General features: G+C 66.6%; 22 protein-coding genes and 1 pseudogene. 9 read left to right on the top strand and 14 right to left on the bottom strand.

What is annotated here, in order from left to right:
- The coding region (locus K0M70_RS03070; protein ID WP_290779139.1) for a hypothetical protein at positions 1-290 on the bottom strand (290 nt) is incomplete at its 3' end.
- Between the two features lie 127 nt (positions 291-417).
- On the opposite strand from K0M70_RS03070, the gene K0M70_RS03065 reads away from it, so the two are divergent.
- On the top strand, positions 418-984 hold the full coding sequence (locus K0M70_RS03065; protein ID WP_290779136.1) for a lipocalin family protein: 567 nt from the start codon (positions 418-420) through the stop codon (positions 982-984).
- A gap of 3 nt (positions 985-987) precedes the next feature.
- Here the strand turns inward: K0M70_RS03065 and K0M70_RS03060 are convergent, their stop codons facing one another.
- On the bottom strand, positions 988-1,950 hold the full coding sequence (locus K0M70_RS03060) for a patatin-like phospholipase family protein (protein ID WP_290779134.1): 963 nt from the start codon (positions 1,948-1,950) through the stop codon (positions 988-990).
- Positions 1,940-2,908, bottom strand: a complete 969-nt coding sequence (locus K0M70_RS03055; RefSeq protein ID WP_290779132.1) for a YafY family protein — start codon at positions 2,906-2,908, stop codon at positions 1,940-1,942. The genes K0M70_RS03060 and K0M70_RS03055 overlap by 11 nt, the downstream gene beginning before the upstream one ends.
- Before the next feature lie 78 nt (positions 2,909-2,986).
- Between K0M70_RS03055 and K0M70_RS03050 the strand changes: the two genes are divergently transcribed.
- The 5 genes from K0M70_RS03050 to K0M70_RS03030 are packed head-to-tail and all read left to right on the top strand — an operon-like array spanning position 2,987 to position 9,964.
- Positions 2,987-3,571, top strand: coding sequence for a hypothetical protein (locus K0M70_RS03050; RefSeq protein ID WP_290779129.1), 585 nt, complete (start codon positions 2,987-2,989; stop codon positions 3,569-3,571).
- A gap of 43 nt (positions 3,572-3,614) precedes the next feature.
- Positions 3,615-6,491, top strand: a complete 2,877-nt coding sequence (locus tag K0M70_RS03045) for a molybdopterin oxidoreductase family protein (protein ID WP_290779126.1) — start codon at positions 3,615-3,617, stop codon at positions 6,489-6,491.
- Positions 6,492-6,493: 2 nt separating this feature from the next.
- Positions 6,494-8,272 (top strand): SLC13 family permease, encoded by a 1,779-nt coding sequence (locus K0M70_RS03040; protein WP_290779123.1) that lies wholly within the window; start codon positions 6,494-6,496, stop codon positions 8,270-8,272.
- Positions 8,272-9,027, top strand: a complete 756-nt coding sequence (locus K0M70_RS03035) for a 4Fe-4S dicluster domain-containing protein (protein ID WP_290779120.1) — start codon at positions 8,272-8,274, stop codon at positions 9,025-9,027. The genes K0M70_RS03040 and K0M70_RS03035 overlap by 1 nt, the downstream gene beginning before the upstream one ends.
- Before the next feature lies 1 nt (position 9,028).
- Positions 9,029-9,964 (top strand): DmsC/YnfH family molybdoenzyme membrane anchor subunit, encoded by a 936-nt coding sequence (locus tag K0M70_RS03030; protein ID WP_290779117.1) that lies wholly within the window; start codon positions 9,029-9,031, stop codon positions 9,962-9,964.
- On the opposite strand, the gene hemC is transcribed toward K0M70_RS03030, so the two are convergent.
- The 8 genes and pseudogenes from hemC to K0M70_RS02990 all read right to left on the bottom strand — a co-directional run bounded on the left by hemC (position 9,961) and on the right by K0M70_RS02990 (position 16,728).
- On the bottom strand, positions 9,961-10,872 hold the full coding sequence (gene hemC / locus K0M70_RS03025) for a hydroxymethylbilane synthase (RefSeq protein WP_290779113.1): 912 nt from the start codon (positions 10,870-10,872) through the stop codon (positions 9,961-9,963). The two genes, K0M70_RS03030 and hemC, sit on opposite strands and share 4 nt — an antisense overlap.
- A gap of 10 nt (positions 10,873-10,882) precedes the next feature.
- Complete coding sequence (locus tag K0M70_RS03020) at positions 10,883-11,626, bottom strand: LytTR family DNA-binding domain-containing protein (protein ID WP_290779110.1); 744 nt, start codon at positions 11,624-11,626, stop codon at positions 10,883-10,885.
- Positions 11,623-12,657, bottom strand: a complete 1,035-nt coding sequence (locus K0M70_RS03015; protein WP_290779106.1) for a sensor histidine kinase — start codon at positions 12,655-12,657, stop codon at positions 11,623-11,625. The genes K0M70_RS03020 and K0M70_RS03015 overlap by 4 nt, the downstream gene beginning before the upstream one ends.
- Before the next feature lie 29 nt (positions 12,658-12,686).
- Entirely contained in the window at positions 12,687-13,355 is a 669-nt protein-coding gene (locus tag K0M70_RS03010; RefSeq protein ID WP_290779103.1) for an alpha/beta hydrolase, read from the bottom strand.
- A gap of 132 nt (positions 13,356-13,487) precedes the next feature.
- A pseudogene (locus tag K0M70_RS16055) lies at positions 13,488-13,592 on the bottom strand (hemin uptake protein HemP); the annotation flags it as partial.
- 248 nt (positions 13,593-13,840) lie between these two features.
- Positions 13,841-14,296: a DUF4262 domain-containing protein gene (locus K0M70_RS03000; RefSeq protein ID WP_290779098.1), complete on the bottom strand. Its 456-nt coding sequence runs from the start codon at positions 14,294-14,296 to the stop codon at positions 13,841-13,843.
- A 188-nt stretch (positions 14,297-14,484) separates the two neighbouring features.
- Complete coding sequence (locus tag K0M70_RS02995) at positions 14,485-15,450, bottom strand: energy transducer TonB (RefSeq protein WP_290779095.1); 966 nt, start codon at positions 15,448-15,450, stop codon at positions 14,485-14,487.
- Positions 15,451-15,684: 234 nt separating this feature from the next.
- Positions 15,685-16,728: an inovirus-type Gp2 protein gene (locus K0M70_RS02990; RefSeq protein WP_290779092.1), complete on the bottom strand. Its 1,044-nt coding sequence runs from the start codon at positions 16,726-16,728 to the stop codon at positions 15,685-15,687.
- Between the two features lie 832 nt (positions 16,729-17,560).
- On the opposite strand from K0M70_RS02990, the gene K0M70_RS02985 reads away from it, so the two are divergent.
- A complete protein-coding gene (locus K0M70_RS02985; protein WP_290779090.1) occupies positions 17,561-17,917 on the top strand; it encodes a hypothetical protein in 357 nt (118 codons plus the stop codon).
- A gap of 339 nt (positions 17,918-18,256) precedes the next feature.
- On the opposite strand, the gene K0M70_RS02980 is transcribed toward K0M70_RS02985, so the two are convergent.
- Positions 18,257-19,195, bottom strand: coding sequence for a hypothetical protein (locus K0M70_RS02980; RefSeq protein ID WP_290779087.1), 939 nt, complete (start codon positions 19,193-19,195; stop codon positions 18,257-18,259).
- Entirely contained in the window at positions 19,192-19,641 is a 450-nt protein-coding gene (locus K0M70_RS02975) for a hypothetical protein (protein WP_290779084.1), read from the bottom strand. Before K0M70_RS02975 ends, K0M70_RS02980 begins: the two co-directional genes overlap by 4 nt.
- Here K0M70_RS02975 and K0M70_RS02970 point away from each other — a divergent pair.
- Both K0M70_RS02970 and K0M70_RS02965 read left to right on the top strand, forming a co-directional pair.
- Positions 19,640-19,996: an excalibur calcium-binding domain-containing protein gene (locus K0M70_RS02970; RefSeq protein WP_290779081.1), complete on the top strand. Its 357-nt coding sequence runs from the start codon at positions 19,640-19,642 to the stop codon at positions 19,994-19,996. The two genes, K0M70_RS02975 and K0M70_RS02970, sit on opposite strands and share 2 nt — an antisense overlap.
- Before the next feature lie 86 nt (positions 19,997-20,082).
- Positions 20,083-20,460, top strand: a complete 378-nt coding sequence (locus tag K0M70_RS02965) for a Rap1a/Tai family immunity protein (protein WP_290779078.1) — start codon at positions 20,083-20,085, stop codon at positions 20,458-20,460.
- A gap of 99 nt (positions 20,461-20,559) precedes the next feature.
- Here the strand turns inward: K0M70_RS02965 and K0M70_RS02960 are convergent, their stop codons facing one another.
- A complete protein-coding gene (locus tag K0M70_RS02960) occupies positions 20,560-21,363 on the bottom strand; it encodes a hypothetical protein (RefSeq protein WP_290779075.1) in 804 nt (267 codons plus the stop codon).

The following is a 21,363-nucleotide window of genomic DNA, read 5'->3' as shown; positions in this document are numbered from 1 at the left end:
CGTCCGGGCCAGGTACGGGGCGGGGGTGGGCGGGGGCTGGGGCGGGGGGGGGGGGGGGGGTCACGTTTTTTCACGGGGCGCCAGGCCGCCGCCAGGGCATGCCGGTAAAGGATGACCAGGGCCAGGCTGGGTACGATCAGCAGCCAGAACGGCAGGTTGCCCAGCAGGTAGGCCGGGCCGCGCGCCGCGGGCAGCGCCACGACGGCCATCAATCCCAGGGCCAGCCACTGCCAAAGCGTCCGGGCCAGGTACGGGGCGGGGGTGGCGGCATCGGGGCGCAGGTGCGGCATGTCGAACTCCTGGGTGGGCTGGCTTGTGAACAGCCTCGCCCAGCCCCGTCTCACGGACCGAGACCGCATTGACGCCCCCTTCAGCCCCGCGGGCGCAGGCTGGCCTTCCATCGAACGGATGCCCGCCATGCGCCGCCTCGCCCTGATCCTGCTCCTGCCCGGCCTGCTGTTGCTGGCCGCCTGCGCCAGCACCGGAGGAACCGCCATGCCGCCCCTGACCAGCACCGCGAACATCGACCTGGAGCGCTTCATGGGCCGGTGGTGGGTGATTGCCAACATTCCCTACTTCGCCGAGAACGGAAAAGTCGCCACCGCCGACATCTACACGTTGCGCGACGATGGCAAGATCGCCAACGTCTACGCCTACCGCAAGTCCTTCGACAGGCCCGAGCAGCAGATGAAGGGCGTCGCCACCGTGGTGCCGGGCACCAACAACGCCCAGTGGGAAATCGCTTTCTTCCTCGGGCTGGTGAAGGCCGACCTGCTGGTGCTGGAAGTGGCGCCGGACTATTCCTGGGCGCTGATCGGCCACCCGAAGCGCAAGATGGGCTGGGTGTTCGCGCGCAACCAGGCCATGGACGCGGCGCAGTACGAAGGCCTCCGGGCGAAGTTCAGCGCCTATGGCTACGACACGTCGCAGTTCCTGCGCGTGCCCCAGTTCGCCGACCAGGTGGGCCAGCCGGGCTTCCAGTAAAGGCTACAGGCGGGCCGCGTCGAGGGCTTTTTCAGCGGCCTCGCGGCCCTTTTCCATGAGCTCTTCGCCGCGCCAGAATTCGTAGAAAGTGGCGGCTTCGCGCGATATCTGGATCAGCAGGTCGGGCGGGTCCTGGGCCAGCTGCACGCGCGACATGTGCGCCTGCATGGTGTCCAGGGAGCGCGACATCAGGTCCATCATGCCGCGGGTCTTTGCCGGCTTGGCGCCGCCGTCGTCCGATCCCGCCCATTCGTCCCAGAGGCTGGCCATGCGCTCGCGCAGCGAGGCCGGGCCGGCGTCGGCGGGCCGCTCCACGAGTTCGCCTTCGGCGTGGCCGGCGGTTATTTCCTGGGCGCGGGGCTCCAGGGCGGCGTTGATCCAGCTCACCGGCCCGTTCACGTCCACGGCGATCACGCGGTCCACCCGCATCTGGCGCGTGGCTGCGATGGGCATCGGCGCCAGCAGGCCGCCGTCCACCAGTTCGCGGCCGTCGAGCATCTGCGGCGTGAAGATCATCGGGATGGCGATGGACGCGCGAATGGCGTCGAACAGCTTGCCGCGCGTCAGCCAGACCTCGCGCTGGCTGGCCAGGTCGGTGGCGACGGCGATGTAGGGAATGGCCAGTTCTTCGATCAGGTGGTCGCCCACCAGTTCGCGCAGCGCGCCGATCACCCGGTCGCCGCGGATCAGGCCGGGAAACCCGAAGCCGAAATCGAGCAGCTTGAGCACGTCGCTGCGCTCAAGCCCGCGCGCCCACTCGCTGTACTCCTCCAGCCGGCCGGCGGCGTAGATGCCGCCCACCAGTGCGCCCATCGAGGCGCCGGCAATGCCGGCGATTTCGTAGCCGCGCGCCTCGATCGCCTGCACCACGCCCACATGGGCCAGGCCACGCGCGCCGCCGGCCCCCAGCACCAGGGCCACGCGCTTGCCGTTGCGGCGCGCGGTGCCGGAGTCCTCAACGCTCATAGTTCGACAGCGCCAGCTGCAGCAGCGTGCGCGCCTGCTGGCGCAGCGATTCGGGCTCGGTCACTTCGGCATCGGCGCCGTAGCGCAGCACGTCCATCAGCAGTTCCTTGGCGTGGCTGTAGGGCAGCTTGAGCTCGTAGCGGCCATCGGGCAGGAAGCGGCCCTCCTGCTTGGAGTGCCAGTGCTCGTCGGCCACCCAGCGCGCCGCCTTGGGCGAAAACAGGAGGGTGGCGATGCCCTTGGGCGAACCGGAGAAGATGCCGTAGCTCGACGCCAGGTGCTGGTTGAGCTCGGCGTCGGGCAGGTCGCGCGCGGTGCCGTCAAGCAGCTTCGCGTGCTGCACCCGGTCCACCGAGAAGCTGCGCAGCCCTTCGCGCTCGTGGTCCCAGGCGTCCAGGTACCAGTTGTCCTTGTAGTGGGTCAGCCGCTGCGGCGACACCTTGCGGTGGGTGCGCTCGTTGGTGGACCGCGCCAGGTAGTCGAACTCCAGCTGGCGGCGCTCGAGCACCGCGCCGGCGACGATGCGGAACGCCAGCTCGTCGCGGCGGCGAACGCCGCTGGCGATCACCCGCACGCGCTCCACCGGCCAGCGCTTGCCGCCCGCCTGCTGCGCCAGCAGCGATTCGATGCGGCCCTTCAACGGCGCCAGTGCGCTGGAAAGCACGCCCTGCCCGGTGCGGTCGAGCAACTGGTGCGCGGCCAGCAGCGCGTGCAGTTCGTCGGAGTTCAGCCACAGGCCCGGAAGCTCGAAGCGTTCGGCTTCCTTCTGGTCGTAGCGGATGCTGCCCTCGCCTTCACTTTCGATGGGCGCGCCCAGCGCGTCGCGCAGGAAGGCGATGTCGCGGTAAAGCGTGGCCCGCGAACAGGCCAGTTCCTCCATCAGCCCCTTGATGGCCACCGGGTAGCGCGAGGTCTTGAGGCTGCGGTGCAGGGCGAGGATGCGCTCGTAGCGGTCCATGGAGTTGTCCGGATGGGTACCAGGGTAACGTTTAGCATGGCATTGGCGCTCCTTCCCTCCAAGCGCCTGGGATACCCGATGAAACACACCGCCACCCTCGCCCTCCTGCTGGCATCCCTGCTGGCCACCGGCACCGCCCAGGCCGACGCCCGCGCCGACCTGAAGGAGGCCTTCCTGAAGTTCATGAAGGTCAAGACCTTCAGGGCCACCATCACCAACCTCGACACCAACACCGAAGTGAGCAAGTTGGAGTTCGTCTTTCCCGACCGCTACTCGGTAACGCTCTCCAACGCCCCCGGTCGCCAGGTCATCATCGGCCGCACCATGCACATGACCATCGAGGGCCACACCTTCGCCGTGCCGCTGCCGCCAGAGGTTGACCCCAGCCAGTACCGCCACCCCAAAGCCATCGAGGAGCTGCAGGCAGGCATCAACGTCAAGCAGCTGGAAAATGCGCTGGTGGCGGGCGAGCCGTCCCTCGTCTACTACTTCCTGACCACCGTGGACGGCAAGGCGATGGAAACGCTGACCTATGTTTCAAAGAAAACCGGGCTGCCCATCCAGGTAGAAACCACGGGTGGCGTGGAAAAGGGCAAGTTCAGGTACCAGATCCGCTACAGCCAGTTCAACGACCCGAGCATCGAGATCAAGGTCCCGAACTAGGCAACGCTCGCGGTAAGCGCCCGCGCCCGGCACAATGCCGGGCATGCGGGAACCCGAACTGAAATTGCAGCAGCCGGTGGGCGACGAGGTCAAGCAGACCACGTGCTACATGTGCGCCTGCCGCTGCGGCATCAACGTGCACCTCAGCCAGGGCCGCATCCGCTACATCGAAGGCAACCCCGCGCACCCGGTGAACCGCGGCGTGCTGTGCGCGAAGGGTTCGGCCGGCATCATGCAGCACTACTCGCCGGCCCGGCTGGACAAGCCGCTGCTGCGGGTGGGCGAACGCGGCGAAGGCAAGTTCCGCGAGATCGAATGGGACGAGGCCCTGGCCCTGGCGGCCAAGTGGCTGGGCGACACCCGCGAACGCGACCCCAACCGCCTGGCGTTCTTCACGGGCCGCGACCAGTCCCAGGCGCTCACCGGCTGGTGGGCCCAGCAGTACGGCACCATCAACTACGCCGCCCACGGCGGCTTCTGTTCGGTGAACATGGCCGCCGGCGGGCTGTACACCCTGGGCGGCAGCTTCTGGGAGTTCGGCGAGCCCGACTGGGAGCATGCAAAATACCTGATGCTGTGGGGCGTGGCCGAAGACCACGACTCCAACCCGATCAAGCTCGGCCTGGGCCAGCTCAAGGGCCGCGGCGCCAAAGTGGTGGCGGTGAATCCGGTGCGCAGCGGCTACGGCGCCATCGCCGACGAATGGATCGGCATCCGGCCCGGCACCGACGGCCTGTTCGCGTTCGCGCTGATCCATGAACTGCTGGCCGCCGACAAGGTGGACCTGGACTACCTGGTGCGCTTCACCAATGCGCACTGGCTGGTGCGGCAAAACCCCGGCGGCGCCGACGACGGACTGTTCGCCCGCGACGCAGACGGCCGCGCGCTGTGCTGGGACCGCGCCGGCGCGGTCGGGCTGGCGGAAGGTACCGGCGTGTCGCCGGTCATCGTCGGCGAATTCGTATTGCCCGACGGTGGCCGCGCCGTGCCGGTGTTCCAGCTGCTGGCGCAGCGCTACCTCGACCCGCAGTACGCGCCCGACGCCGTGGCCGATCGCTGCGGCGTGCCGGCCGACACCATCCGCCGCATCGCCCGCGAGCTGGCCGCGGCCGCGTTCGACCAACCGGTGGTGATCGACCAGCCCTGGACCGACACGCACGGCCGCGTGCACGAAAAGATGGTGGGCCGGCCGGTGGCCTTCCACGCCATGCGCGGCATCAGCGCGCACAGCAACGGCTTCCACACCTGCCGCGCGCTGCACCTGCTGCAGCTGCTGCTGGGCGCGGTGGATACGCCGGGCAGCTTCCGCTACCAGCCGCCGTTCCCGCGCCCGATCCCGCCCGCCAACCGGCCCGGCAAGACCCGCCTGGCCAACGGCGCGCTGGACGCGCCGCCGCTGGGCTTCATCCACGGCCCCGAGGACCTGCTGGTGGATGCCGCGGGCGAGCCGCGCCGCCTGGACCACGCCTACTCCTGGCGCTACCCGCTGGCCGTGCACGGCATGCTGCACACGGTGATCCGCAACGCCTGGGCCGGCGACCCGCAGACGGTGGACGTGCTGTTCCTGTTCATGGCGAACATGAGCTGGAACTCGGCCATGAACACCGGCGAGACCATGCGCTGGCTGACCGACAAAGGCGAGGACGGCGAATACCGCATCCCGAAAATCATCTACTCGGACGCGTATTCGAGCGAGATGGTGGCCTACGCCGACCTGGTGCTGCCCGACACCACGTACCTTGAACGCTTCGACGCCATTTCGCTGCTGGACCGGCCGATCTCCGACGCCGACCGCGCCGCCGACGCCATCCGCCACCCGGTGCTGGACGCTGCCGTGCAGGGACGCACCCATGCCGCAGGCGCAGGACGCGCAGGAGCGGCGGCCGTGCAGCGCGAGGGCCGCGACGTGCGCGGCTTCCAGTCGGTGCTGCTGGACCTGGGCGCGCGCATCGGCCTGCCGGCGCTGCTGAAGGAAGACGGCACGCCGCGCTACGCCGACTACGCCGACTACATCGTCAACCACGAACGCGCGCCGGGCGTGGGCCTGCTGGCCGGCTGGCGCGGCGACGGAACGCAGCACGGCAAGGGCAGCCCGAACCCGCAACAGCTCGACCGCTACCGCGAGAACGGCGGCTTCTGGCACATGGATGTGCCCGCCGCGGGGCGCTACTTCAAGATGGCCAACCGCGACTACCTGCAGTGGTCGCAGGGCATGGGCTTCATCGCGCGTGCCGAGCCGGTGGTGCTGGAGCTGTATTCGGAAACGCTGCAGAAGTTCCGCCTGGCCGCCCAGGGGCATGGCCCGGTGCAGCCGCCGGCGGCCGAGCGCGAGCGCGTGGCGCGCTACTTCGACCCGCTGCCGATCTGGTACGAACCGTTCGAGGGCGCGCAGGTGGAAACCCATCGCTATCCGCTCAGCGCCGTCACCCAGCGCCCGCCGTTCATGTACCACGCCTGGGGTTCGCAGAACGCCTGGCTGCGGCAGATCACGGCGCGCAACTTCCTGTACCTGCATCCCGACACCGCGGCGCGCCACGGCCTGGCCGACGACGACTGGGTGCACGTGGATTCGCACCAGGGCCGGATCACGGTGCAGTGCCGCCTGGCCGGCAACGTGCAGCCCGACACGGTGTGGACCTGGAACGCCATCGGCAAGCGCCGCGGCGCCTGGAAACTGCACAAGGACGCCCCCGAAAGCCGCAAGGGTTTCCTGCTGAATCATTTGATCTCCGACATTCTGCCGCGCGAGGGCTATGCCAACGCCGACCCGGTGACCGGCCAGGCCGCCTGGTTCGACCTGCGCGTGGCCATCACCCGCGCCGAAGCGGGCGAAGACAGCCTGCCGCAGTTTGCAGCGGTGGATGCCGGCACACCCCCCACTACCCCGCTGCGCTACGGCGCCAGCTTCAGGAAAAGTTGACGATGGAACTGCAGGCCCTGCTTACCCTTGCGGTCCTGGCCGGCGCCGTGGCGCTGTTCATGACCGAGAAACTGCCGGTGGACGTGGTGGCCATGCTGGTGCTGGCCAGCCTGCTGGTGCTGGGCCTGGTGTCGCCGGCCGAAGCGCTGTCGGGCTTCAGCAGTGAAGCCACGATCACGGTGGCGGCGATGTTCGTGCTCAGCGCCGGCCTGGCGCATACCGGCGCCCTGCTGCCGATCGGCCGGATGTTTGGGCGCATCAAGCGGCCTTGGCTGTTCCTGGTGGTGCTGATGGCCGTGATCGGGCCAATTTCGGCCTTCGTCAACAACACCGCGGCCGTGGCGGTGTTCCTGCCGATGGTGCTGGCGGCCACGGCCGCCAACCGCATGTCGCCTTCGCAGCTGCTGATCCCGCTGTCGTACGCGGCGCAGATGGGCGGCGTGTGCACGCTGATCGGCACGTCCACCAACCTGCTGGTCAACTCCATGGCCAAGGACCTGGGCCATCCCGGCTTCGGCATCTTCGACTTCGCGCCGTTGGGCCTGATCGTGATGGGCGTGGGCTTCCTCTACATACTGGTTTTCCGGCGCTGGCTGCTGCCGCACCATCCGCCTTCGGCGCTCAGCGAAACCTACGAGCTGGGCAAGTACATCACCGAGCTGCGCGTGATGGAGAAGTCCCCGCTGATCGGCAAGTCGGTGGCGCAGGCGCAGCTGGCGGAGAAACACTCCGTATACGTGTTGGAGCTGCTGCGCGGCGAAGAAAAGCACTGGTCCCCGCGTGCCGAACTGCTGCGCGAGGGCGACGTGCTGCTGGTGCGCGGCGACTGGACCAAGCTCGAGGCATTGAAGGAGACCACGCGCCTGGAGCTGGACTCCGAATTCAAGCTCAAGGACAGCCAGTTCACCGGCGAAGACGGCGACGCCGCCCAGGTGCTGGCCGAGGTGATGGTGGCGCCGGGCGCACGCATGGTCGGGCAGACGCTCGCCCAGCTCGACTTCCAGTGGCATTACAACGCCACCGTGCTGGCCCTGCACCGCCGTGGCGAAGTGCTGCGCGACAAGATCAAGGACGTTCCGCTGAATGTCGGCGACGTGCTGTTGATGCTTTCGCCCCGGTCGGACCTGGACGTGATCAAGGCCAATGCCAACCTGGTGGTGCTCAACGAACGCGGTGAAGCCAAGCAGCCGCGGCGCAAAGCCCTGCTGGCGGTGGGCATCATGGTGGCTTCGGTGGCGGTGGCGGCGATGGGCATCCTGCCGATCGTGGCCTCGGCCATCCTGGGCGGCATTGCCCTGGTGGCCACGCGCTGCATCGGCAACGACCAGGCCTACCAGGCCATCGACTGGCGCGTGATCGTGCTGCTGGCCGGCGTGCTGCCGCTGGGCATCGCGATGCAGAAGTCCGGCTTGGCGCAGTTGGTCGCCGATTTCGGCGTGGACATGGTGGGCGGGTTCGGGCCGCTGGCCGTGCTGGCGGCCATTTACCTCATCACGGCGCTGCTGACCGAGATGATGAGCAACAACGCCGCCGCCGTGCTGATCACGCCGATCGCCTTCACCACCGCGGTGTCGATGGACGTCAGCCCGACGCCCTTCCTGGTGGCGGTGATGTTCGCGGCATCCACCGCGTTCGCGACGCCGGTGGGCTACCAGACCAACACCATGGTGTACAACGCCGGCAACTACCGGTTCGTGGACTTCATGAAGATGGGCATCCCGCTCAACCTGCTGTTCTGGGGGCTGGCGGTGTACCTGATACCGATATTCTTCCCGTTCTGATGACCGCCCTGCCGCCGCCGTCGAAGAAGAAGCTGGGTCTCGTCATCGACCTGGACACCTGCGTGGGCTGCCATGCCTGCGCGGTGTCGTGCAAGGAATGGAACGCCGGCGGCATCACCGGGCCGCTGACCGACGAAAACCCCTACGGCACCGACCCTTACGGCGTGTGGTTCAACCGCGTGCACAGCTACGAAGTGGCGGCCACCGCCGAACAGGCGGCCAGCACGCTGCATTTCCCGCGCAGCTGCCTGCACTGCGAAACGCCCGCGTGCGTCACCGTCTGCCCCACCGGCGCCAGCTACAAGCGCGCCGAGGACGGCATCGTGCTGGTGGACGAGGACAAGTGCATCGGCTGCAAGCTGTGCAGCTGGGCCTGCCCCTACGGCGCGCGCGAGTACAGCGCCGTGGAAGGCGTGATGAAGAAATGCACGCTGTGCGTGGACCGCATCTACAACGAAACCATCCCGGAAGTGTCGCGCCAGCCGGCCTGCGTGCAGGCCTGCCCGACCCGGGCGCGCCACTTTGGCGACCTGGGCGATCCCGAGTCCGCTGTTTCCAGGCTGGTGGCCGAACGCGGCGGCGTGGCGCTGATGCCCGAATTGGGCTATGCACCGGTGAACAGCTACCTGCCGATGCGCCCGCGCCGCGGCGGCGAGCAGGCACCCGCGCCCGCGCCCGCGGCACCGATTGAAAAACTCGATACCGCCGACCTCAACCCGCTGCTGCGCTGGCTGGACCGCGCGCTGAGCCGCTGACATGCATCCGGCCTTTTCCGTCATCTTGTTCACCACCGCCTCGGGGCTGGGCTACGGCCTGTGGTTCTGGCTGTCGCTGTCCCTGTTGGGTTCGCCGGGCGGTCTTTCGGCTTACACCTTGCACCTGGTGGGCTTGGCCGCCGGCTTCGTGCTGGTAAGCCTGGGCCTGCTCAGCTCCACCCTGCACCTGGGCAAGCCGCTGCGCGCCTGGCGCGCCTTCAGCCAGTGGCGCACCAGCTGGCTGTCGCGCGAGGGCGTGCTGGCGCTGGCCACCTACCTGCCGTTGGTCGCGCTGGTGGTCCTGCTGGTCTCGGGCATGGCGTTTTCCAAGCTGCTGGTGCCTGTGCTGCTGGTGCTGCTGGCCGCGCTTTCCATGGCTACCGTAGCGTGTACGGCGATGATCTACGCCTCGCTCAAGCCGATCCCGGCCTGGAGCCATGCGCTGGTGCTGCCCGCCTATCTGGGCTTTGCGCTGCTGACCGGCGGATTGGGCGCCCTGGCCCTGCTGGCCGCCGACCAGGCCCCGCATGAACTTCTGGTGCTGGCCGCGCTGATGCTGGCGATCGCCATGATGGTGCTCAAGCGCCGCTACTGGCGCGACATCGATCGCGGCGAGCTGCCGGTGACGCGCGCTTCGGCGCTGGGGCTGCCCGCCGACCGCGTGGCCACCGTGTTCGAACGTCCGCACACCGAAGCCAATTACCTCACCCGCGAAATGGGCTATGTGCTGGCGCGCAAACATGCGCTGAAGCTGCGCCGGCTGGCGCTGCTGCTGTTCGGCGGCTTGCCCGCGGCGGCGTGTGCGCTCACGCTGCTGCACCCGGGCTTCGCGCTTTCGGCGCTGTCGGTGGCGGCGGTTTCGGCGCTGCTGGGCGCGATGGTGGAGCGCTGGCTGTTCTTCGCCCAGGCCCGGCACGTGGTGATGCTTTACTACTAGAGGTCGAGCAGGGCGTCGGCGCCGCGGCTCACCAGCATGTCGGCCACCTGCTGGCCCAGCTTGTCGGGTTCGGACATCGGGCCGCTGGCATAGCCGCGTACCGTCTTGCCGTCGCTGGCGCGGCCGACCAGTCCTTCAAGCGACAGCTTGTCCTTGTTGAGCGTGGCGTAGGCGGCGATGGGCACCTGGCAGCTGCCGCCCAGGGTGCGCGTCATCGCCCGTTCGGCGCTGACGCAGGCGCGGGTGTGGGCGTGGTCGAGCGCCGACAGCAGCGCCAGCACCTCGGCCTGGCCCTGGCGGCATTCGATGGCGATGGCGCCCTGCGCGGCCGCGGGGATGAAGCGCGGCGCCGTGAGCGTTTCACGGATGCGTCCACCCAGGCCCAGTCGCTCGAGGCCGGCGCAGGCCAGCACGATGGCGTCGTAGTCGCCGGCGTCGAGCTTGGCCAGGCGCGTGTTGACGTTGCCGCGCAGGTCAACCAACTTGAGATCGGGGCGGTGCGCGCGCAGCAGCGACTGCCGGCGCAGCGACGACGTGCCCACCTTGGCGCCGAACGGCAGCTCTTCCAGCGCCTCGTACTTTACCGACACGAAAGCGTCGAACGGGTTGGCGCGCTCCAGCACGGCCGCCAGCTCGAACGGCCCGTCCAGCTCCATCGGCACGTCCTTGAGCGAATGCACGGCGGCATCGGCGCGGCCTTCCATCATGGCCACCTCGAGCTCTTTCAGGAAAAGTCCCTTGCCGCCCACTTCCGACAGCGGCCGGTCCTGCAGCTGGTCACCGCGCGTGGTCATGGGCACCAGCACTACGTCCAGGCCGGGGTGGGCTTCGCGCAGGCGCGCGGCGACGTGTTCGGTCTGCCAGAGAGCAAGCGCGCTTTCACGTGTGGCCAGTCGCAGGGTCGTCATGTCGGGATTCCTAAAGGTGCTTGAGGCGCTCGCGCAGCTGCGGCAGGCAGCGGCGGCTGACTTCCAGCGGCGTGCCGCCGTTGCGCAGGATGGCATGGACCTGTCCGTCGGGGGAACGGCGCAGCTCGGCGAACTCGGCCCAGGCCACCAGGCAGTTGCGGTGGATGCGAATGAAGCGTTCGCCGAATTCAGCCTCGAGCGACTTCAGCGATTCCTCCACGAGGTCTTCGCCGCGGCCGTGGTGCACCACGACGTATTTTTCCTCCGCCTGCAGGTAGCGGATGTCGTCCACCGGGATCAGGCGCAGGCAGCCGCGCAGCCGCGCGCTGAGATGGCTGCGGCGTCGGCCGCTGCCCTGGGCGGGCAGTACCGGGGGCGCCGGCTGCTGCTGCCCCAGGCGCTGGCGACGGGCGCGCTCGATCGCTTCGGCCAGGCGTTCGGGTCGCACGGGCTTGACCAGGTAGTCCACCGCCGCCGCTTCGAACGCCGCCAGTGCGTGCTGGTCGAACGCGGTGCAGAACACCACGGCCGGCGGCGAGGCCATGCCGGCCAGGTGCCGCGCGGCTTCCAGCCCGTCCATCACGGGCATGGCCACGTCCAGCAGCACCAAGTCCACGCCCAGGGACTCGGCCTTCTCGACCGCCTCGCGGCCGTTGCTCGCCTCGCCCGACAGCTCACAGCCGCCCAGGTCATGCAGCAGGGACGCCATGCGTTCGCGTGCCAGCGGTTCGTCGTCAACAATCAGTATCTTCATGGCATGGGCAACGAGATTTCGCAGAAGTAGTGGCCGTCCACCAGGCGGGCCGTCATCTTGGCGCCCGGACCGAAGTGGAAGGCCAGCCGCTGCGCGATGGACGCCTGGGCGTGGCCATTGCCGGCGCTGCTGCCGGCGTCGTTCATGCCTGCGTGCCGGCAGGGGTTGGTGATGCGCAGCTCCAGCCGATCACGCGCCACGCGGATGGACACCTCGATCTCGCCGCCCTCGGGCAGCGGCGCGATGCCGTGCACCACGGCGTTCTCAAGTAGCGGCTGCAGCACCAGCTTGGGCAGTCGGATGGCGGGCAGCGGCTCGGGCAGCTTCCAGGACACGCGCAGCCGGTCGCGAAGGCGTAGTTTCTCGATGGCCAGGTAGCGCCTGGCCAGTTCGATTTCCTGCTGCAGCGTGGCGTCGCCGTCGCCGGCGCCCAGCGCGGCGCGGAACAGGTCGGCCAGGTCTTCAAGCGCCCGCTCGGCGCTTACCGGGTCGGTGCGCACCAGGCTGGCGATGGAATTCATCGAATTGAACAGGAAGTGCGGGCGGATGCGCGCCTGCAGGGCGTCCACCGATGCTTTCGCGCGCGCCTGCACCTGCGCCTGCCACTGGTCGCGCACGTAGAAGTAGCGCAGCGCCACGCCGCCGATCAGGCCCGTAAGCACCATGCTGCTGGCAATGAATCCGCCGCCGGTGCCGGCCGCTTCCGCCTGCGGATCGCCGAACCCCAGAAACTGCAGCGACCACGCGCACAGCCCCGCCACCGCCATGGGCGCCGCCACCGCGACCGCGCGGCCAAGCCAGGGCCCCAGGCCATGGATCCGGGCTCGCAGCTTGCACAGCAGCACGGCCGACGCCAGCGCGACCCAGGCCGCATAGGCGGACACCGAAAGAAAATCTGGCACGCGCCAGCGATCGCCGCCCACCGGCGCCAGCGCAATCACCAGCACCACCAGCTGCGCCACGCCCAGCACGGCCACCAGCCGGTTGATGCTGCAAAGGTCGGGAAGCCAGGCGGGCTTGGGCGTGAGCATTGAGGGATTATGCGGCCAGCCTGCAAGGCTCAGGCAAGGAAGCGCTGCTGCAGCCAGTCGCCCAGGTCGTCAATTTCCGCCGCGCTGACGCTGTGCGGCATCGGATAGCTGCGCCAATCAATCGCCATGCCCAGGGCCAGCAGGGCGTCGCGGCTGCGCTCGCCCAGCGATTCGGGAACCACCGGATCGAGTTTGCCGTGCGCCATGGACACCGGCGTGGACAGCCCGGCGCGGGTGGCTTCGGGCGCCGTGGTCGCGGCCATGGGCAGGTAGGTGGACAGGGCGACGATGCCGCCCAGCGCCGCTTCGCGCCGCACCCCCGCCGCCAGGGCGATGGCGCCGCCCTGCGAAAAACCCGCCAGGATGATCCGCTCCGGCGGCACGCCGCGCTCGACTTCGCGCGCAATCAGCGCGTCGACCTGGGCGATGGATTCGCGCACGCCGGTTTCGTCGGCGCGCTGGTCGATATCGAAGTTGCGGATGTCGTACCAGGCGCGCATGCGGGCGCCGTTATTGATGGTGACCGCGCGCACCGGCGCGTGCGGGAACACGAAGCGCAGCTCGGGCCATCCGGGCCGCAGCAGCTGGGGCACGATCGGCGCGAAGTCATGGCCGTCGGCGCCCAGGCCGTGCAGCCACAGGATGCTCCAGCGCGGTTCGGGGCCGGTGGGGTGTTCGATGGTTTCAAGCAGGGTCATGGCCAATTGCGCTCCGGCGCCTGGGTGGGATCCGGGCGGCGGCGAGTCATGCACACGCTTTGGTCGAGCCCTGCCGGCATTCTAGCCAGCATTGCCGCATCGGGGCGGCGCACTGTCGCCCCTGGGCTGGGCTTACTTCACCAGGATCAGCTTGTCGTTGCGGGTGTGCTGCAGGCGATACACCTGGCCGCCGTGGTGGATCAGCACCTCGCGGGCGCCGCGCATCAGCTCACGGCTGTCGAACTGGGCCTGCGTCGAGGCCGGGCGGGACGCGGTGGCACGGGGCAAGCCGGGGGTGTTGGTCGGGGTCATGATCCTCAGGCCTCCTGTCGGTACGGGAGTTGATGATAATGATTCGCATTTGCAAGTCAAGCGGAGGGCCTGGCGCCGGGCTTCACCCCCGCGGAACGGCACCACCCGGGAGCAGGGTAAGAGGATGGACCCGGTTTGGCGTTCAATCAGATGCCGCTGGATCACGAAAGGGCTCAGGCCGGCTGCGACAGCAGCGGCTGGTTGCGGCGCAGCCACGCATTGGCCTGGCCATCCCAGGGCCAGATGCCTTCCACGGTGGGGTACACCAGCTGCCGCATGCGGAACGACGGGCCATCGTGCAGCCAGACGTTCCAGCCGAACAGAATCGTGTGCCAGGACGGATGCACGCTGCGCAGCTGGCAGTCCTGGTTGCTCAGGAAGCCGGAGATCGGCTGGTCGGTCTCGAACAGTGCGCCCTCGCGCAGCCGCTTGTAGTACATGTGCACGAGCCGATGCGCGACGGCGTGCGGCTGCCCGAAGACCACGATGTCGGGCGCGTACGAGGTGCGGCCGACGCCAGCCGAATACGTGTACGTGGGCAGGTCGCCCTCGGCCTGCACGTGGATGGACTGGCAGCCGTACTTGCCGAGGTCGGCGAGCAGCTGCTCCTGTTGCGCGTCCATCGCCATGGGAGTTTTTCCTGCATTTCCGGGGGCGCTAGGGTGTCACCGTCGGCCGTGGCGTGACAAGTGCGGAGCCAGGCGATGCCTGGTAGAACGCCCACTCGGCCATGCTTGCCGAGCACCCCACCAGCACCGGTACCGGTTTGCCGATGCCGACCGCTGCCCGCTTCGCGAGTCAAGACCCGGTGCGATGGCTAGCCCTCGCCCAGACGGAACTGCACCACCCGCGTGCTGGGCACGCTGCGGCTTCCGCTCTCGAAGCGCCACCGGCTGGCCGCCATCAGCGCGGCCTCATCGAAGATTCCCGGCGGGTCCGCGGACACGACGCGCGGCGCAGCCACGCTGCCGTCGGGCTGGATGGTGAACTGCACGGTGACCTGGCCCTCGAGTTTGCGGCGCAAGGCCGTCAGCGGGTAGCGCGGGCTCGGGGCACTGAGCAGGCTCGGTGTGGCGGTGGCGGCCGTCGGTGGCGGCACGGTGGCGGGCGCCGCAGCGGCCACCACGGGCGGCGCGGGCCTGGCGGTGGCCGGGCGGACTGCCGCCGGCGCAGCGTCAGCCGCTGCCTGCCGCGGCGCGGCAGGACTTGCAACGGCCGCAGGCTCGGGCACTGGCGCCAGCGCCGCGCGCGATGCCAGGCCGGCGGCCTGTTCATCGCGTTCGGCCTGCCGGGCCGCTTCGTCGCGCTCGACTTTCGCCACCGCTTCGGCGGCGGCTTGGACGGCGGAGGCATTCGCCGCGGCGAGGCTGTCGGCCAGGCGCCGCAGTGACGGCGCCTGCGGATCGGCGCGCTCGAGCAGGCGCAGCAGGCGGCTTGCCTCGTCCAGGTCCTGGCGGGCGACGGCCTGCTCGATGCCGATCACCGCATAGGGCAGCAGTTCCAGCAGCGCCGTGGCGAGGTTGGCGTCGTCCGGGCGAATGTCCCGCAGCGCGAGGTAGTGGTCCAGCGCGCTGTTGCCGGCCGGTGCGTAGAAGCGCTGGTCGGCCAGCGCCTTGCCGGCCGCGGCACGCAGGCCGGCTTCGTCGGTGATGGGCGCAGCGATGGGCGCGGCGGCCAGGGACGTACCTGACGTCACCGGCGCCTGCGGCGCTTCATCCGAACAGGCCGCAAGCAACCCGAGCAACATCGCGGCAGACAGCGCGCGGCGCGTGTTTGAAAACATGTCCGGCATCCCGTTGCTCAAGGAGTGCAGGCTAGCGCCGCGACGTGACGGGATTGCGGCAACGGCGAAAGTGGTGGCCCACCAGCAACCGAATTGGCGCTTTACCGTGTTGTTTTATATGTCTTTGTTTGAGAGAACTTGCTGCACTTACTCGCAATCGTACTCACTTCCGGAGACGCTGGCCGTTTCGAAGAAAGAGGCAGGGAGCGGCTGAGCGCCCCCTGCCATAGCTAATTACTCTTCCTGCTTCTTCAGCCGCGGCCGTCCCAGGCCGCTGTGCTTGGCGCTGGGAAGCTTCGACTTGCCGAACGTCTTCGCGGGGCTCGGAAGGGCCAGCTTAACCAGCTCATCGAGCTTGGTCAGGTAGGCGGCCGCCAAGCGCAGACCATCACGCAATTCAGTATCCGAGTGCGAAATCATCCCAATGCCCAGCTTCCAGTACTCCTGCTTGTTCGCATTGCAGTTGTAGTACAGCCCCAGGCCTCGCGTCACCAGATGCTGCCAGTGCTCGCCGATCGCCTGGCCCAGCTGGATGTCCCGGCAAGCCTTCTGCCCATCATAAAGAGCCAGCAGGTGGACGTGGTAGCCCTTGTCCGGCCCCAGCTCGAGTTTCCATGCGTAGGCCAGCAGCCCCATCTTGCCGTGCTTCTGCCGCAAGTACTTCAACATCGTGCGGAGGTAAGCCCTCGCTTGATTAGCATCGGGGATGTAGTTCAGCGAGCCACCGAACAACTGGCTGCGGACGAACCCCAAGTCAACGCGAACAGCCAGCACCTTTGAGCTTGTCTCGAACAGGCTGTCGATCAGTTCCATCAAGGAAGCAAAGTTCTTGCGGCTCCCCCGGTTGTGAAGCGCCACGGCCCCCTTGTAGCCATCACTCTTGGCCAGCAACTGCAGCCCACGTATCTCGGTCTCGAGCATTTCGTTGGGCGGCCGGAAGCCGTCCCAGGCAAAGCGCGACGCATCCAGATGCTGAGAAAACGCGACGAACGCTGGACTGAACGCGTGCCCGGGGAAACTGCGGCGGATTCCATCGGAGTCAATCCCCAGCAGATCGAGGTACGTCGCTCCCAGTGGAGTGGCCAGCAGTTCTCCAGACTCACAGGAAAAGAATGGAGCGCTGCCGCCTTTCGACAACTGCCCCATGAACTCGCTGACCAGTTTCAAATCTCGGAGATAGGTGGCTCCATCAGTAATCAGGCGTGTAGTGCAATCTGGCCCTACCACCATCGCCTTTTGAAGTACTGCTTTAAGGTTGATGCTGTTTTTAGTGCGCATACGGATCCTTCAGGCTGCGCCATTAGCGCAACACTCGTTAGGTAATCAGACAAGCAATAACAAAGACTCCTAAATGACAAACAGCCACGAGCGCCCTAAATGCGGGGGCTGGGCAAGGAATCGGACTCTTAAAGGCCGCGCTGGGCAGGCCAGTTGTACGAAAACTTGGTGTTTGTGATTAGTCGTCTGTGGGGGTATTCACCACTCCGCTACGCTGAAGGATCCAACTTTCAACCTGGGACTCCAGAAATCCAACACTGCCGCCGTTGGCAATCTTGAATGAGCGCGGGAACGATGGATCTGCCCGCTTAGAGTTCCCAATGAGCTCGTAGATTGTCGACCGACTGAGGCCGACCCGAGCTTGTACCTCTTTAAGCCTCAACACCGCCGCTCGATGAGCGGGGCCAATGTTCACTTCACATCTCCACTGTCGCGGCCAACTGCCGCAGCTCTACTAAACGCTTTTCTGGTCAATATAGAAAGTGACCTTCGCCATCCCATTGTTCCAATTTTGGATCAACGAACCAATGGGCCGACAGTTCTCGACGTAACTCATCCAGTTCATTCACCAAGTTTCAGGCAAAAGGAACCAGCCCTCCACGTCTGTGGAAGGCTGGAGTCGATCAACGGTGGCTCATGGCGAGGTACGACCCGAGCACCGCCCCTACCAGTAGAACAACGGCAAAGGCAGTCAGGCACTCCATCACAGGCGTTTCGTTTTGCATCTCTCTCTCCTTGTGGCGCTGAGGGCGTCAGCTGCGCAAGCGGTTGACCGCTCTCCTAGGTGGTATACGTCTGAAACTAGTTGGGATCACATAGCGAGAGGATTCGAATGCACCACAACGAGGCGGCGCTCAGGAAGCTGGTCATGGAGTGGGAGGTTGCGCTGAAGGGCGAGCGTGCAGCCATGAGAAATTTCGATGGCGTCAGCAGGTCTCGGGACAGCTTGCGGCGGTCGCTAGTCCAGGAGCAAGGCATGACCCCCGAAAGGGCCACTGAGACTGAGAACGCAATATTCGCTGAGGCATCGGCCAACTACTCAATCGCGCTAGACAGCCGCGCGAAGATCGACCTTGAGATACTGAAGGCCACCAACCACGAGCCGGCGGCAATGGCGCTTGCGGCACTTCTGAAGCGAGAGGCCTTGGAAAGACTGGCCGCAGGGATGCTGCCGGCGGTAACCCTTTAGACCATTCCCCGGCAAACCCAGGGCGCTAACTCGTGTTGCTCCACCGCGGCCCATCCACCCGCTCATGCTCAAGCACGACGAACGGGGCGCCGACGGCCTCCTGGAGCGAATCATGCAGAACCCAGACCGGTGCGCCGTTTAGTAGTGCATGGACCAGCCGGCGTGAGATCAGGCGTCCTGGCCCGCCAACCGGGTCTGGGTCCCTGACCTCCCGGTAAAGAGCGTGGGCGATCAGCACCCGATCGGGGTGGCCGATCACTCGGAGCTTGAGTCGATAGCGAGTTCCGCAGATGGGCATGCGGTGAGCCTCACACGCGGCTAGCTCACGGAGTGAGATCGTCACTCAACTCGAGGAAGTGCCCGCCCCACGCTGAGCAGCGTATAGCTTTGAACGTCTTGCTCGGTGTTTGGATTGTGCATTCGGTTCAGAAGCACTTTGAACTCTGATTTCTGTCCAAGGTGTAGCTCTTGGACGGCAGGATACAATTCACGCGGATACTTGGCTGCGATCTTGTCACCCTCGCTTGTTCGAAGGGTAATCCGTCCGCTGGCGCTTAGAAGCTCGACCTCAGCGAAAACCATCAGAACCTCTGGTGGAACCTCCGCTAGCTGCGCGAGTCTGTACCTTAGTTCGGCCACCCTATATGGAGATGCAGTCCATCGATGTTCCACATCAGAGGGATCGGTCCAAGCAAGCTCAACGCTGCACTTCTCTGCCTCAAGCTCCGTCAACAGCTTCCCAACCTGCTGCGATGCTTTCGGCCCTACGCTCAATGCACTCGCGGCCAGCCCCGCCGCATCCGAATGCAGGAGCTGGAAAGTTGCTTTTAGGCTGGATTCCAAGAGCGAATCCCCGACCAGATCAGGTGTCACATTTCCGGTTATCACCAACTGCGTTGACCCAGCCACCACGTCGGCTAGTCTCAAATCCAAGATGCTTTGCAGCTCGCCAGACGACCGCTTCTCATCTATCCCGTGCTGCAGCTTGTAGGAAATCGCCTCCATCGCGCGGCTAAAGCGGTCCGAAAGCCTGGACAGAAGAACAAGCGGGATGGCCCCCGCATTAAGGCGAGGACCAATCAATCGAAGAGTAACGAGCTCCTTGGCGCGCTCAGCCTTGGCCAGATAGAGGTCATGCTGCAGCTCTGCCAGGTGTGCGCGCATGGATTCAGCGGCGAGACCTGCAAACGGCGTAGATGGCTCAGCCACCAGGCTGCCTTGCGGCACCAGCGCACTGGCCTTCTCGATCTGCTGCTCCAGCCATGCGATCTTGTTCATAGAGTCGCCAAGATTAGCCCTTTCGGGGTCTGCGCGTCATGGCAAAAACCGAACAACCCGCGCCAATAGGCTAGATTGTTGGTGTCGGCAGGATCCACGAAGTACGCATCACATTGGAAAATTGCCTTGGCTCCCCGAGTCGTCCCGAACAACTGATCCAGTCGCCCCGCGTTGGCGAGAAACTGAGGCAAACAGCCGGGATCGGGCACCCAGATAAGGTCTATGTCGCTGGGGTCCGGCTTGTCCGTTACGAATGAGCCATCGATCCAGAGTTGCCCCGAAAGCCCGTAGCCCCTTAGCTCCGTTAGGAACGCGTGCAACTGACTGGCCAGCGCCCCACGCGACGACGATGTGGGAAAGGGGGCAACGCAAAGCGCCTCCAAGCCCGCCCAGTCGAGCGCGTGAAAACCGGCTGGCAGGAGCGGGAGGAAGTCCTTTTTCGACATGGGGGCCCCGGATGCTTATAGCGCCAACGCATCTAGCGGCCCGTTCCGGCCAATCCCTCGGCCCCCTTACTTGAACCGCGCTCCCAGCTTGAGCCCTAGGGGCGCGACGAACGCAGAGGGTTGCCACACCAACCGTTCGACCGGGGATTACCACTGCCACGGCAAGAAGGCGGACGCCCGGCCGGCACCGCCGCCCGCGGCCTTGTACGGGGCACGGCCGGCCAGAGCCAGCTCGACTACCCGATACGCCAATTGCACCGAGGCCCGTCAGGCTGGGGCGGCGCCTGTGAGGCGGGGCGATCCCGGATACGGGAAGCACTTGGATCGGGATGGCGATGGAGTCGGGTGCGAGTAGAGTCGCCAATGGTTAACGACTCTTGCCCAGGCACCGTGCCGCGGCAGAGATGGGATCTAGACAGCGGCAATGAGACGGAGTGAATGATGAATAACAAGCTTCTGAAGGTGTTGGTGGTCGGGCTGGTGATGTGTGGCATCACAACCGATGCGAGCGCAGAAAGCCTGACGGTCGAAAAGCTGGAGGCCATGTGCGCCGGCCTCAGCTCGGCAGGGGTCATCAACGGGAATCAGGGCGCCTGCATCCTGTACGTCAACGGCTTTGTGGATGGTTATTACGCGAATGCCTGGGCGCTCGATTACGACCCACTTTGCGTTCCGGCGGGCGTGACCAATCTCCAGATGGCACGGGTATTTCTGAAGTGGGCGGGCGACAACCCCAACCAAGGCCATGCCGCAGCGGGCACTGGATTCCTCAACGCACTCGTTGCTGCCTATCCCTGCCCGCCTCCTCCGAAGGCATGATCGGCAACGTACGCACCGGCCTACCTGCTTGGGCGTTCCCTCAGTAGACGGGACAGCTCGCGCAACATCGCCCGGGCTCCCCCCTTCCAAGCGTTCCGGCTAGCCGCGGCCTTTCCGCTTGCCGTCCTGGGCCCCGTGGACCGCGACCACGGCTGCCACCTCTTGATCGCCTCGGCCTGTCGCGCCTTGCGCTCGGGCGTCCATCCGTTGCTCATGTCCAACCTCCAAAAGTTCGTTCTGCCCGATTTCGGTTTTTGCCGCATGCGCGGGCTCTGCCGTCACCCCGTTGTTCACCTGCTGCGGGCCATTGGCGAAGTTCGCCTGGCGGGCGTAGACGATCGGCGGGTTCTTGATGTTGGCCAAGGTCTCTAGCGTGGCCCGGGACTGTGCCTGGGCCTTGAGCGCCAGCCGCAGGTACTTGTCCATGGCGTCGACGTGCTGCCCCATGTTCAATGACGCTTGCACGGCCAGCCGGTTGAAGATCGCATCGAGGGTGTGAGCCTGCGACACCAGCATGGACTCCGCTTGGGACAGGTCCCCAGACCTTACGTCGCTGCAGTGACCCGCCAGATTCTCGATCAGGCGCCCGAGGGGAAGTGTCTCGAGACCGAAGGGCCGGTAGGCATCGGTCGTGACCGCCGCCCCGACGTTTGGATTGAGCATCAGGCGGGCCGCAGCCGCCGGCATGTCTTCGCCTTCCCTCAGCTCCACGAGAAGCGGCTTCTTCACCTCGACCCGATTCGGGTCCGCCGCCTTGATTTGAGCTTTGACGGCCTTACTCCTACCCTTGGGGAAAGCGGACATGGGGACCTCGGTGGACTGGGCAAAGGTACGGCTGATCTGGCTGGGGATGGTGATGGCGGGCGGGGCGATCATCGCTACCAAGCCCGAGCCGTCGGCCAT

This window comes from Arenimonas sp. (assembly GCF_019459675.1).
Taxonomy (GTDB): Bacteria; Pseudomonadota; Gammaproteobacteria; order Xanthomonadales; family Xanthomonadaceae; genus Arenimonas.
This window is presented reverse-complemented; position numbering and strand designations above follow the sequence as displayed.

Coding starts and splice junctions, on each gene's coding strand:
- K0M70_RS03065 (WP_290779136.1), top strand. CDS start 418: ATGCGCCGCCTCGCCCTGATCCTGCTCCTGCCCGGCCTGCTGTTGCTG.
- K0M70_RS02960 (WP_290779075.1), bottom strand. CDS start 21,363: ATGGCCGACGGCTCGGGCTTGGTAGCGATGATCGCCCCGCCCGCCATC.
- K0M70_RS03010 (WP_290779103.1), bottom strand. CDS start 13,355: ATGACCCTGCTTGAAACCATCGAACACCCCACCGGCCCCGAACCGCGC.
- K0M70_RS03015 (WP_290779106.1), bottom strand. CDS start 12,657: ATGCTCACGCCCAAGCCCGCCTGGCTTCCCGACCTTTGCAGCATCAAC.
- K0M70_RS02980 (WP_290779087.1), bottom strand. CDS start 19,195: ATGAACAAGATCGCATGGCTGGAGCAGCAGATCGAGAAGGCCAGTGCG.
- K0M70_RS03045 (WP_290779126.1), top strand. CDS start 3,615: ATGCGGGAACCCGAACTGAAATTGCAGCAGCCGGTGGGCGACGAGGTC.
- K0M70_RS03020 (WP_290779110.1), bottom strand. CDS start 11,626: ATGAAGATACTGATTGTTGACGACGAACCGCTGGCACGCGAACGCATG.
- K0M70_RS03030 (WP_290779117.1), top strand. CDS start 9,029: ATGCATCCGGCCTTTTCCGTCATCTTGTTCACCACCGCCTCGGGGCTG.
- hemC (WP_290779113.1), bottom strand. CDS start 10,872: ATGACGACCCTGCGACTGGCCACACGTGAAAGCGCGCTTGCTCTCTGG.
- K0M70_RS03050 (WP_290779129.1), top strand. CDS start 2,987: ATGAAACACACCGCCACCCTCGCCCTCCTGCTGGCATCCCTGCTGGCC.
- K0M70_RS03060 (WP_290779134.1), bottom strand. CDS start 1,950: ATGAGCGTTGAGGACTCCGGCACCGCGCGCCGCAACGGCAAGCGCGTG.
- K0M70_RS03055 (WP_290779132.1), bottom strand. CDS start 2,908: ATGGACCGCTACGAGCGCATCCTCGCCCTGCACCGCAGCCTCAAGACC.
- K0M70_RS03000 (WP_290779098.1), bottom strand. CDS start 14,296: ATGGCGATGGACGCGCAACAGGAGCAGCTGCTCGCCGACCTCGGCAAG.
- K0M70_RS02995 (WP_290779095.1), bottom strand. CDS start 15,450: ATGTTTTCAAACACGCGCCGCGCGCTGTCTGCCGCGATGTTGCTCGGG.
- K0M70_RS02975 (WP_290779084.1), bottom strand. CDS start 19,641: ATGTCGAAAAAGGACTTCCTCCCGCTCCTGCCAGCCGGTTTTCACGCG.
- K0M70_RS02985 (WP_290779090.1), top strand. CDS start 17,561: ATGCACCACAACGAGGCGGCGCTCAGGAAGCTGGTCATGGAGTGGGAG.
- K0M70_RS02990 (WP_290779092.1), bottom strand. CDS start 16,728: ATGCGCACTAAAAACAGCATCAACCTTAAAGCAGTACTTCAAAAGGCG.
- K0M70_RS03040 (WP_290779123.1), top strand. CDS start 6,494: ATGGAACTGCAGGCCCTGCTTACCCTTGCGGTCCTGGCCGGCGCCGTG.
- K0M70_RS02970 (WP_290779081.1), top strand. CDS start 19,640: ATGGGGGCCCCGGATGCTTATAGCGCCAACGCATCTAGCGGCCCGTTC.
- K0M70_RS03035 (WP_290779120.1), top strand. CDS start 8,272: ATGACCGCCCTGCCGCCGCCGTCGAAGAAGAAGCTGGGTCTCGTCATC.
- K0M70_RS02965 (WP_290779078.1), top strand. CDS start 20,083: ATGAATAACAAGCTTCTGAAGGTGTTGGTGGTCGGGCTGGTGATGTGT.